Annotated in this window: 8 protein-coding genes and 1 pseudogene; all 9 read left to right on the top strand. The window is 31.1% G+C overall.

Annotation, left to right across the window (positions count from 1 at the left end):
- The first annotated feature begins 64 nt into the window (after positions 1–64).
- A complete protein-coding gene (locus tag ACWJJ2_RS11810) occupies positions 65–661 on the top strand; it encodes an MFS transporter (protein WP_462953317.1) in 597 nt (198 codons plus the stop codon).
- Positions 662–893: 232 nt separating this feature from the next.
- A complete protein-coding gene (locus tag ACWJJ2_RS11805) occupies positions 894–2,090 on the top strand; it encodes a pyridoxal phosphate-dependent aminotransferase (protein ID WP_462953316.1) in 1,197 nt (398 codons plus the stop codon).
- Between the two features lie 523 nt (positions 2,091–2,613).
- The gene (locus ACWJJ2_RS11800; RefSeq protein ID WP_462953315.1) at positions 2,614–2,754 is read left to right on the top strand and encodes a hypothetical protein; all 141 of its coding nucleotides are present in this window, start codon (positions 2,614–2,616) and stop codon (positions 2,752–2,754) included.
- Between the two features lie 149 nt (positions 2,755–2,903).
- Positions 2,904–3,335, top strand: a complete 432-nt coding sequence (locus ACWJJ2_RS11795; RefSeq protein ID WP_462953314.1) for a reverse transcriptase domain-containing protein — start codon at positions 2,904–2,906, stop codon at positions 3,333–3,335.
- A 180-nt stretch (positions 3,336–3,515) separates the two neighbouring features.
- A pseudogene (locus tag ACWJJ2_RS11790) lies at positions 3,516–4,258 on the top strand (transposase); the annotation flags it as partial.
- Between the two features lie 585 nt (positions 4,259–4,843).
- Positions 4,844–6,013, top strand: a complete 1,170-nt coding sequence (gene ltrA, locus ACWJJ2_RS11785; protein WP_462953313.1) for a group II intron reverse transcriptase/maturase — start codon at positions 4,844–4,846, stop codon at positions 6,011–6,013.
- A gap of 202 nt (positions 6,014–6,215) precedes the next feature.
- Positions 6,216–6,530, top strand: a complete 315-nt coding sequence (locus tag ACWJJ2_RS11780) for a hypothetical protein (protein WP_462953312.1) — start codon at positions 6,216–6,218, stop codon at positions 6,528–6,530.
- Between the two features lie 345 nt (positions 6,531–6,875).
- Positions 6,876–7,382, top strand: coding sequence for a group II intron maturase-specific domain-containing protein (locus tag ACWJJ2_RS11775; RefSeq protein ID WP_462953311.1), 507 nt, complete (start codon positions 6,876–6,878; stop codon positions 7,380–7,382).
- 422 nt (positions 7,383–7,804) lie between these two features.
- On the top strand, positions 7,805–12,358 hold the full coding sequence (locus tag ACWJJ2_RS11770) for an amino acid adenylation domain-containing protein (protein ID WP_462953310.1): 4,554 nt from the start codon (positions 7,805–7,807) through the stop codon (positions 12,356–12,358).
- Positions 12,359–12,386 lie beyond the last annotated feature (28 nt).

Here is a 12,386-nt window from a genome sequence, read left to right as displayed (position 1 = left end):
AGTTTAGTCAATTTAATAGGACCTGTTTTGGGTGCAGCCATTTTAACTTTATTTGGGCTACCAGGTGTATTGTATATTAAATACCGCAAGTTTTTTTATAGCTGCATTTCTTGAAATATTTATTAAAATACCAAAAACAAATATAGCCCCTAAAACTATCAATTTAAATGATTTTGTTACTGATTTTAAGGAAGGTCTTCACTTTATTAAAACAACCAAACTTTTGATTCCAATAATAGAAATATATTCTATTGTAAATTTTGTTTTTAATCCAATTTTATCTATAGGAACTCTTAGGGTATCAATGGATCTATTAAGAATATCAAATATGCAAATATCTTTTTTAGAAGGATGCCTTGCCCTTGCAATGATAGTTGGACCTTTTTTTGCTGTTAAATTTGGTAGAAAATATTCTTTAGAAAATTTAATATTTTCTTTATTAATGTTTGCATCACTCTTGTTATTAATAATATCCTTATTGGTTTCAAAACAAAACATAACGATGTTTAACACGAATTTAATTCCTTATATTGAATTACTTGTATTAACTTTCATTTTTGGTGGTTTATTTTCAGTAATTAATATAAACGTGGGGACTACATTCCAAAAGATGGTACCTTTGAATATTATAGGAAGAGTGTCAACGGTTATGTCAACTTGATGCATGATTTGCATTCCTTTTGAAAATATAATATTCGGAATAATGGTTGATAGGTATATTGCTACAATTTATGTTATGTCTGGTGCGGTAATACTATTTCTCTTTACATTATTTTTAAAATATCATTGTGTAATTAAAAAAGAGAATTTATATATCGCAAATACAAATAAAGAAGTTGTTTAGAAAATACTTTGTTGAAAAATTTATATTAAATTAGAAGGAGTGAATAAAAATGAATACAATTTTTAAAAATGAAGAAAAAAAACTATCAGATGAATTTCAATATGTATTGTCCTATATCAAAGAGGCTGACAATTATAAACCGCCTATTTTCGAAAAAAATGTATGTGGGTTGTATATGAATTATAGCTTATATGGTCCTTCACCAAAATGCATAAAAGCTCTGGATAATATTGACAAGAAAGACTTTTTTGAGTATCCTTATGGTGGAAATTTTATGATAAATAAAATTATTGCTAGTTATTTAAATATCGATAAGGATGAGGTACTAGTAGATCACGGTGCAGCAACGGTTTTAAACCAAGTCTTTCGAGTAGTCATAAGTAAAGATGATAATGTTTTAATTCCTAATCCTGGATGGTCATATTACAAAAGTATAGCTAGTATCTTAGGAGCTAACTGTGTTGAATATAGTGTTCTTGAAAAAGAGGACAAGTATGTATATTGTGAAAATGAAATATTAAAAAAAATAAAAGAAAGCAAAGCAAAACTCTTAGTTATAACATCACCTAATATGCCAACTGGTAACACTATTACACAAAGCCAATTAGAATTCATAGCTAAGAATGCAAAAGATACTTTGATACTAATTGATGAAGCCTATTATGGATTCACGGATGAATATGGGTTAGATATCAATTACCTTATTGAAAATTATTCGAATTTAGTATTTGTTAGGACTCTATCTAAGTTATATGGTTTAGCAAGTGAAAGAATAGGATTTTTAATTTCTAATATAAAGTTAACATCCATTATCAGAAAAGTTGCTCCTTTATTTGGGATTTCCTATACCTCCCAACGAATTGCTGCGGCAGCATTACAAGATGTAGAGTATTATGAAAATGTATCTAAAAGCACAATGAAATCAAGGGATAAACTTACAAATGAACTTGAAAAATTAGGTGGTTATATAGTATATAAATCAGAAAGTAACTTTCTATTAATTAAATTACTAAAGTACTCTCCAGATGAATTAGTAAAGTATTTCTTTACTAATGGTTATGCTATAAGAAATTGTGCAAACGGTTATAATTTAACATCACATATTAGAATTTCAATTGGAACAGATGAAATAAATGAACTTGTTATCCTACTATTTAAAGAATTCGAGAAGATACATAATTACAACAATTTAAGTATTGCAAATAAAGGTATTGTTGTTAATGACGAAGAAGACTTTGGATTTTAACTCCGCTTTCATAGTTTAGAAATAAGCATTTATTATAAAAGTACCTAAATTTATTTCACAAAAATTAATTTTTAGAAAGGTGTCCTATAATTTAATATGGACACTTTTTTGTACGTCCAGCATGTTTGCTGAGCCGATAGGCTGAAAGAAGCATATGTCACCTAACCAACGGGAGGGTCTGAAGGAAGCCGCAGGGGAAATGTGGAACATAACGAAAGTAAACCGAATATGGATTATAAAGTGGGTAACCCTGCAAAATATGGGAAAGCCCCAAAGTTGGATAACTTTATAAGTTAAGATGGATGCGTTCGCATTTAGGCAGGCAAACCCATCTGGAGAAGCCTGTATTATCCTATTTTAATAGGTAAGTTCAAACAAGTGGGAACACAAGGGAGGTACGATGGAGTGCAGGTGGCAGATGAATCCATAGTAGTGGTTAACTTTTAGCCAATGAAAACTGGTAATAGTATGGAGGACAAAATTAAGAGGACATTGTGCGGAAGTTATTATATTACCAGTCATAATGAGGTATAGATTAGCAAAGTATCTATGTTTGCAAAGGGAGGAAGGCAAAATAAAGTTTGCAATTCAAAATTGTAAATTTATAAACTTATTAGAAAAGATAATCGAGGTCGAAATACTAAGAGGTACTTGTAACTGGTGATGACGAATCTACTGGAAATATAGTCCGTTCTAAACAGAGTAATTAGGCTAAGCTAGATATATTGCCGAAAGGCTAAAAAGGTCAGCAAAACTAATGAAGAAACTGTGGTTTATAAGGGAATAATTTAGACCGCGAAGCGAGAGGGGTTCATGATGAAAAAGTGGTATAGCTTGATTGATAAAGTTTATACAATTGTTAACTTAAGAAAGGCTTTCAAAGCGGACAAAAGCAATAAGGGAGACCCTGGTATAGAGGGGGAGACTATTGAAATTTTTGAAGCTAATATTGAAGCTGATATAGTCAAGCTAAATCATGAACTCAAAACCGAAACGTATGAGCCACTTTCAGTACGTAAGGTATATATTGATAAAGATGATGGCACTAAAAGACCGTTAGGTATTCCTACGGTTAGAGATAGGGTTGTCCAACAAGCACTAAAGAATATTTTTGAACCTACATTTCATCCTTCAAGCTATGGTTGTAGACCGATTAGGTCTTGTCAAAAGGCAGTAGCTAAAGCTGAAGGATTCATGAACAAATATGGATTAGATCATGTAGTAGATATAGATTTATCTAAATGATTTGACACACTTGACCATGGAATAATAATTAAATCAGTGAATGAAAAAGTAAGCGACAGTAGAATTTTAAAATTAGTAGGTAAGTTCTTGAATGCTGGAACTATGGAAAATGGAATTTTTGATGAATCTGATATAGGTTGCCCGCAGGGCGCCGTTATTTCACCATTGCTAATGAATATATATTTAGATCACAGAACTGTCGATAGCAGACATAATATAATTACTGATGTGTATGTCACTCCTGGAAACATAAATGATGTTGATCCTTATATCGATAGATTAGATGTGCAAATAAAAAAGTTTAATTTTAATATAAAATATGTTGGTGCAGATGCTGGTTATGCTACAAATCTTATATGTAAAGAACTATATGAGAGGGAATTAAAATCTGTAATGGGATACCGTAGGTCTCCACATACAAAAGGAATGTACACAAAAAATAAATTCCAATATGTTAAGAACAGGACATTTATGTATGCCCTGACTTAAGGGCTTTACATTATAAAACGACAACAAGAGAAGGATATAAAGAATATGTTGGTAATGCAAAATATTGCGACATATGTCCAAATAGAGCTCAATGCTTTTCTGCAAAAATCAAGTTTAAAACTATTAGAAGACATGTTTGGGAAACGTATAAAGAAGATGTTGTAAAGTTCACCAGAACAGATAAAGGCAGAAATATATATAGAAAAAGAAAAGAAACTATAGAGCGAAGCTTCGCAGATTCAAAACAACTGCATGGGCTTCGCTATTGCCATATGCGTGGATTAGAAAATGTGCAAGATCAGTGTCTGCATACAGCAGCAGTGCAGAATATGAAAAAGATAGCTAGCCTGCTATCTTTAAGGTTTTTTGATTTTCTAACTAAGAACATAGTTGTTATTTTAAATTTATCCATAACTCAAAATGCTATCGCATAATTGCATGTAAAAAACCCAGTATAATAAAAAAATTATACTGGGTTTGTAAACAACCTGAAGCAACTCGTAAGAGTTGCTTCAGGTTGCTGTGCTATACAGATGATGGAGGAAGGCCCTCCCAAATCGCCATACAGGTGGAGATTTCAAACTACCTTAAGGTGCTGTAATCAAAAGTTATGGTATTGAGCGTTAAGGAAAAGGCAGAGGTAAATCTGTCAAGTATGTACTAAAGAGATGAATGAGCGAACCACTTACGAAAATATCGAAAGCGTAGAGATTCCATCAAAACCAGAGGGTTGTCGTTAATCTGGGATAAGTCTAGAGGAAACCTGTTTACTGTCTAGGCGGTGAGCGGCATAAAGCTGGCATGACTTTAGTATGGGCATTTGTATGGAACGTGGGAACCTACGGCTTGATGTTAAGAGAGTATTTCAAGCAGAAGAACTGTGAGAAAAGAGTATCGATGCAAGCATGGTGGCAGATTGAGTCGTAGTAGTGAAGAAATTTCTGTAATGGAAATGGAGCGAAGGACTTCAAGTTATTCAGTTTCAGAAATAAGTCAACTTTGAAAAGGAGGAGGATCTTATGACAGAAACAAAGCCGTTTAATATTTCTAAAAGAGCTGTAGTTACAGCTTATGAAAAAGTGAAAGCAAACAAGGGAACATATGGAGTTGATGAACAGTTAATCGAAGATTTTGGAAAGAAGTTGAAAAACAATTTATATAAAATCTGGAATAGGATGTCATCAGGAAGTTATATTCCAAAGCCTGTAAGGGCTGTTGCAATTCCAAAGAAAGGTGGAGGAATTAGATTACTAGGAATACCTACTATTGAAGATATAACTGCTCAGACAGTAGCTAAACTATATTTTGAACCAGAAGTGGAGACTATGTTTTATGAGGATTTCTACGGATATAGACCTAATAAATCTGCAATACAAGCACTTGATGTTACAAGAAAAAGGTGTTGGAGAAAAGATTGGGTTCTTGAATTTGATATAAAGGGACTATTTGATAATATCAAACATGAAATTTTAATTAAAATGGTAAAGAAACATACAAATGAAGAATGGATTATTCTATATATTCAAAGGTGGTTAATTGCACCATTTCAAATGGAAAATGGAGAACTAATGCCAAGAAATTCTGGAACTCCGCAAGGGGGCGTCATAAGTCAAGTACTTGCGAATCTGTTTCTACATTATGTGTTTGATGACTTTATGACGAAAGAATTCAGAATAATTCCGTGGGCAAGATATGCAGATGATGGAATAACACATTGTATATCTCTAAAACAGGCTAAATATCTACAAAAACGACTGAAAGAAAGATTCGAAGAATACGGATTGCAGCTTAATCTTGAGAAAACAAGAATTGTATACTCTAAATATGATGATAGAAAGGGAGATTACCCAGATATATCATTTGACTTTATAGGGTATACATTTAAGCCTAGAGGCGCTAAGAGTAAATACGGAAAGTATTTTACAAGTTTCTTACCAGCGATAGCAGATATGGTGAAGAAATCAATTCGAAAAGAGGTTAGAAGTTGGCGAGTACAGTTGAAGGTAGATAAAGACTTGTGGGATATATCAAGCATGTTTAACAAAAATATACAGGGATGGATTAACTATTATACACATTTCTATAAAACAGAAATGTATGCAGTATTAGGATATATCAATAATGATTTAGTTAAATGGGTTCGAAGAAAGTATAAGAAACGAAAACACAGACGAAGAGTAGAATATTGATTAGGAAGTATTGAAAAAAGAGATAGAAATTTGTTTGCACACTGGAAAATGGGAATATTACCAACAGTCGAATGATGGGAGCCGTATGAGCTGAGAGGTTCACGTACGGTTCTGAGAGGAACTAAGGGGGAAGTTCCCTTGGTTTATTTACTCAGTAACACACTGTGTATCTCTAAAACAGGCGAAATATTTACAAAGACGATTGCAAGAAAGAGTTGAAGAACATGGACTACAGTTAAACCTTAGTAAAACAAAGATTGTATACTGTAAAGATGATGATAGAAAAGGAAATTATCAAAATATGTCATTTGATTTTCTAGGATATACATTTAAACCTAGAGGTGCTAAGAATAAATACGGCAAATATTTTACAAGTTTCTTACCAGCGATAGCCGGTAAGGCGAAGAAATCAATTTGTAAAGAAGTAAGACGTTGGAAATTACAACTGAAGGTAGATAAAGACTTATGGGATATATCAAAGATATTTAACAAAAAAATACAGGGGTGGAGTAACTAGTACACACATTTCTATAAATCTGAAATGTATGCAGTATTAAGATATATCAACAATGCCTTAGTAAAGTGGGTTCGTCGAAAGTATAAGAAGCGAAAACGCAGACGCAGACGAAGACGAAGGGCAGAGTATTGGTTGGGAAGTATTGCGAAAAGAGATAGAAATTTGTTTGCACACTGGAAAATGGGGATATTACCAACAGCTGAATGATGGGAGCCGTATGAGCTGAGAGGTTCACGTACGGTTCTTAGAGAAACTAAGGGTGAGGTTCCATTGGTTTAGTTTCAGTATGAGAACGAAGCTCAGGAATTCTATAAACTTTTAAAACAAAGGCTTGCAGTGTTCAAATTGGAAGTAGCAGAGGATAAAACTAAAATAATCAGATTTGGAAGATTTGCAGAAGTAAACATTAAAAGCTTAAGTAAAGAAAAGCCACAGACATTTGAGTTCCTAGGATTTACACATTATTGTAGCAAGAGCGAAAATGGAAAATTTCGAGTTAAAAGAAGGACTAGTAAAAAGAAATACAATGCCAGTCTTAAAAGATGCAAACAATGGCTAAAGGAGAATTTAACCACTCCAACAGTAGAAATAATGAAGAAATTGACAGTAAAACTAAATGGATACTATCGTTATTATGGAGTTACTGATAACACCACAATGATGAGTAAATATCGAGATACAGTAAGGAAAATGTTATATAAGGCTCTGAATAGAAGGAGTCAAAGGAAAAGGTTTAATTGGGATAAATACTTACTATTTCTAAGAAAGCATCCATTAATTCGACCTAAAATTCATGTGAATATCTATGAATTGAGACAAGAACTTAACTACATTGTGCGAAAGATGACATGAGGAGCCGAATGCGTTAGTAGCGCAAGTTCGGTTCTGTGAGGGTTTAAGCTCGCGAGAGCTTATTCTACCCGAACGGGGTCCGCACGTACGGTTCTGTAAGAGGAAAGAAGTCGGAAATTAAATTCCCACTTCTACCGACTTGATTTATTTTATTAATTTAGTATCATTTATGGACATTGTTAGATATTTATCAATTTCAATTTATTTTGTAAGTTTAATTTGAATTACGTAGTTTAATAAGAAAAAAACAATGAAAAATGTGTTAATTAGTTGACATGGCCAAATATATGTAATATTATAAAAATATGTTATAAATCTCTTTTTTTTTTAAAAAAAACATATAATTACTATATTTTCTATTTTAACTCAATTATCTAAGTGTGGGATATTTAAGACTAGAAAAAATAAACAGAGGTGAGCTTATGGAGAAAAAAAATAAAATAAAAACTATGTATTCATTAACTCCTATGCAGCAAGGTATGTTGTATCATTATTTAATGGATATGAAAACAAATGAATACGTAGAACAAATATGTATAGATATAAAATCTAAGAAGATAAACAAAGATATATTTGAGAAAACGGCAAATAAAGTTATAGAGAGGCACGATGCTTTAAGAACAATATTTGTTTATGAAAATGTAGATATACCAAGACAAGTTGTATTGAAAGAGAGAAGTATTAGAATTAAGTATTTGGATTTAAGTGATTTTTCGCAAAAAGAAAAGCTGGAATCCTTGGAATATAGTAGAACTAGAGAAATAAAAGAAGGTTTTGATTTATCAAAGGATATATTAGTAAAAGTAAGTTTATTTAAAGTAAACCAAGAGGAATATAAAATAATATGGAGCTTCCATCACATTATAATGGATGGCTGGTGTTTGCAAACTGTTTTTAAAGAATTTACGGATATTTATAGAGCGTTGAAAAATAATAGTCAAATCCCAATTAAGCTTTCACCAGAATACCAAGAATATATAAAATGGGTACAAGAAAAGCCTTATTTGGATGGATTAAATTATTGGAAAAATTACTTGCAAAATTATTACAATAAGGCAGTTGTTCCTAAAAATAATAGTATTAATAATAAAAATTTCAAAAGAGGATACTATAATTTTGTATTTAACGAAAGCATAACAAATGAAATAAAAAATTTAGCCAAAAAATATCAAGTTACAATAAGCAATATTACACATAGCATTTGGGGGATATTGTTACAAAAATACAATAATATAGATGACGTTGTGTTTGGAAGTATTACTTCTGGTAGACCTTCAGATATAGAGGGGATAGATAAGACTATAGGGTTATTTATAAATATAATTCCATTAAGAATAAAATGTGATAAGAATACTTTATTTTCAGAGGTGATTACGAATGTAAAGAATGATTTCAGTGAGAATAATAGTTTTTCTCATATAAGTTTATCAGATATTCAAAAATCTACTTCAATTTGCACAAATTTAATTGATAATATTTTAATATTTGAAAATTATCCTTTTGAAGAGTGTAAAAACTTATTTAAAACTAATGATTTTGAGATTTTAAATTTACAGGGAACAGAAGTAACAAATTACGATTTAGATGTGAATGTGTTTGCTGACAATTGCTTAAGATTTAGAATTAGTTATGATAAAGGAATCTATGAAGAAAATTTCATTGCTGATATAGAAAGCCACGTAAGAAGAATTATTAGTTTAGTTATACAAAACCCGGAGATTCTAGTTAATGACATATGTATAGTTAGTGAAGAAGAAAAGACAAAAATATTAGTAGATTTTAATGATACTAAAGCAGAATATCCAAAGGATAAAACAATACATGAATTGTTCGAAGAACAGGTAGAAAAGACACCAGAAAATATAGCAGTTGTGTATAAAGACAAAAAGTTAACATACATGGAACTAAATGAGAAGTCAAATAGCTTGGCAAGAGTATTAAGAGAAAAGGGGGTAAAAGCAGATAGTATAGTGGGAATAATGGTAGGTAGGTCTCTAGAAATGATAATAGTTATAATTGGAATATTGAAGGCAGGAGGAGCCTACTTACCAATTGACCCTGAATATCCACAAGAGAGAATAGAATATATGCTAGAGGATAGTAATAGTAATATATTATTAACACAAAATTGTCTTATGGATAAGGTGAAATTTGGGGGAATTATAGTAGATATAGAAGAAAAAGAATTATACAAAGCAAGTAAAGATAACTTGGAGAAAGTAAATAAATCAAGTGACCTTGCATATGTAATCTATACCTCAGGTTCTACAGGGAAGCCTAAGGGGGTTATGATTGAACATAGAAATGCTGTTAACTTCATAGCTGGAGTTACTAGTAATATACAAATGGATGAGAAAAAAAGTATATTAGCTTTAACAACAATCTCATTTGATATATTTTTTCTTGAGACAGTACTTCCTTTAACAAAAGGATTAAAAGTAATAATTGCTGACAGCAAACTACAAAAAGATGCCAATGAATTAAGTAAATTTATTTGTGAAAATAATATCAATATTATTCAAGTTACGCCTTCGAGGGTTCAGTTATTAGCAAATAGTGACAATGGTTTAATAAGCTTAAGCAAATTAGAAAAACTTCTTGTTGGTGGGGAAGATTTGCCTCAGGGGTTGTTTGATGAATTAAAGAAACTTAAGATACCTAAATTGTATAATATGTATGGACCTACAGAAACTACAGTTTGGTCATCAATTAAGGAATTAACTAATAGTTACAATGTTAATATAGGAAAACCAATATCAAACACAAGGATATATATACTGGCAGCTAATAATAAACTGCAGCCAATCGGGGTAGCAGGAGAATTATGTATATCAGGAGATGGATTGGCAAGAGGATACTTAAACAGAGAAGAATTGACAAAAGAAAAATTTGTAGAAGATTTATTTGAGACAGGGAAAAGGATGTACCGAACAGGAGACTTGGCAAGGTGGTTATCAGATGGAAATATAGAATGCATAGGCAGAATAGACAATCAGGTAAAGATAAGGGGATTCAGAATAGAACTTGGTGAAATAGAAAATCAGCTACTTAAACATGAAGATGTAAAAGAAGCGGTGGTAGTAGACAAAGAAGATAAAGAAGGCAATAAATATCTGTGTGCGTATATAACAGGTTGTAGAGAAATAGCAGTAACAGAATTAAGAGTATATCTGTCAAAAAAACTGCCGGATTACATGATACCAGCATATTTTATATGGATAGAAAAATTGCCACTAACACCAAATGGAAAGATAGATAGAAAATGCCTTCCAAAACCAAACGGAAATATTATAGCGCAAGAGGAATACGAAGCACCGAGAAATGAAATAGAAAAAAGGTTAGCGGAAACCTGGAGTAAAATATTGAGAGTTGAAAAAATAGGTATAAGTAGTAATTTCTTTACAGTAGGTGGAGATTCTATAAAAGCTATACAAGTTTCATCTGCATTGATGAAACTTGGGATAAAGCTAGAAGTAAATAACTTAGTAAAATATCAAACAATCAAGGAATGTGCTAAATATGTAAAAAGTACTAATAGTTCTGCTGAACAACCGGTCGTTCAAGGAGAAGTGGAATTAACGCCTATACAAAAACAATATTTTGAAGAGAACTTTGTAGAAAACAATCATTACAATCAATCTATATTATTGTTTAGTAAAGAAAAAGTAAATGATAAGTATTTGGAAGAAGCCTTTAAAGAAATAATAATGCATCATGATGCATTAAGAATGCAGTATAAGAATTTTAATAAAGTCTTTATACAATATAATCAAGGGATTGAAAATTTGGATTTTAAATTAGAGGTATATAATTTAATCAAAAGCCAAGATTATAAAAAAGATATGTTAAAAATAACAAAAGAAATTCAAGAGAGCATAACAATTCAAGCGCAATTATTAATTCAAGCAGCCTTATTTAAAACCGAAGTTGGAGAATATTTATTTATAGCTATACATCATTTAGTTGTAGATGGTGTATCCTGGAGAATAATTTTGGAAGACCTGGATACAGTTTATAGTAAAATGAGCAACAATGAAAAAGTAGAATTAGAAGCTAAGACTCATTCATTTAAATATTGGTCGAAAAACTTAGCTAAATATGCAAATGGTAAGGAAATTTATAATGAAATTTCATATTGGAGTGAATTAGAAAAAAATAAAGTGGTAGATTTACTTGTTGATAACGAAGTAACTAACAGAGTAATTAAAGATTCACAAGTTGTAAAAAAAGAATTATCAAAGGAATATACGGAAAAGTTATTAAGAAATACGAATAGGGCATTTAATACAGAAGTAAATGACATACTACTAACTGCTTTAGCAAGAGCGCTTTACAAGTGGAATGGATATAATAAAGTTCTAATAAATATGGAGGGGCATGGAAGAGAAACTTTAGATGTTAGCGTAGATGTGTCGAGAACAGTTGGCTGGTTTACAACTGTATATCCAATAATACTGGAATTAGCAGACAAAAGTGGAATTGATATTCAGATTAAGACCATTAAAGAAAATATTAGATCCATACCTAACAAAGGTATAGGATACGGATTGCTTAAATACTTAAGCAATGAATCGCATTCATTAGGAGTGAATTTTTCTTTGAAACCACAAATTATTTTTAATTATTTAGGACAATTTGATAATGTAATAGACACAAATATTTTTAAAAGTTCTGATGTAGAAGTATATAGAGATAGAGGAGATGACATACCTTCACACGTTAAATTAATTATAGATGCATATATTATTAATGATATTTTTAATGTTGAAATAAAATACAATAGATATGAGTTCTTAAATGAAACAATTGAGCGTATTGCTGAAAAATATGTGGAAGAATTAATGGAAATAATTGATTGTTGTTTGGATGTAAAAGAGACAAGATTTACACCAAGTGATTTTCAACATAAGGAAATTTCACAAGAAGACATGGATGATATTTTGGATTTTGTAGATGAATTAGAATTTATTGATTAGGCATCTTCAAAAAAATAACAAGTGACAT

The organism is Clostridium sp. CM039 (assembly GCF_055081075.1).
The sequence above is the reverse complement of the archived record's forward strand: the minus strand, read 5'-3'. Positions and strand labels throughout refer to the sequence as shown.

Coding starts and splice junctions, on each gene's coding strand:
- ACWJJ2_RS11800 (WP_462953315.1), top strand. CDS start 2,614: ATGAGGTATAGATTAGCAAAGTATCTATGTTTGCAAAGGGAGGAAGGC.
- ACWJJ2_RS11770 (WP_462953310.1), top strand. CDS start 7,805: ATGGAGAAAAAAAATAAAATAAAAACTATGTATTCATTAACTCCTATG.
- ACWJJ2_RS11795 (WP_462953314.1), top strand. CDS start 2,904: ATGATGAAAAAGTGGTATAGCTTGATTGATAAAGTTTATACAATTGTT.
- ACWJJ2_RS11805 (WP_462953316.1), top strand. CDS start 894: ATGAATACAATTTTTAAAAATGAAGAAAAAAAACTATCAGATGAATTT.
- ltrA (WP_462953313.1), top strand. CDS start 4,844: ATGACAGAAACAAAGCCGTTTAATATTTCTAAAAGAGCTGTAGTTACA.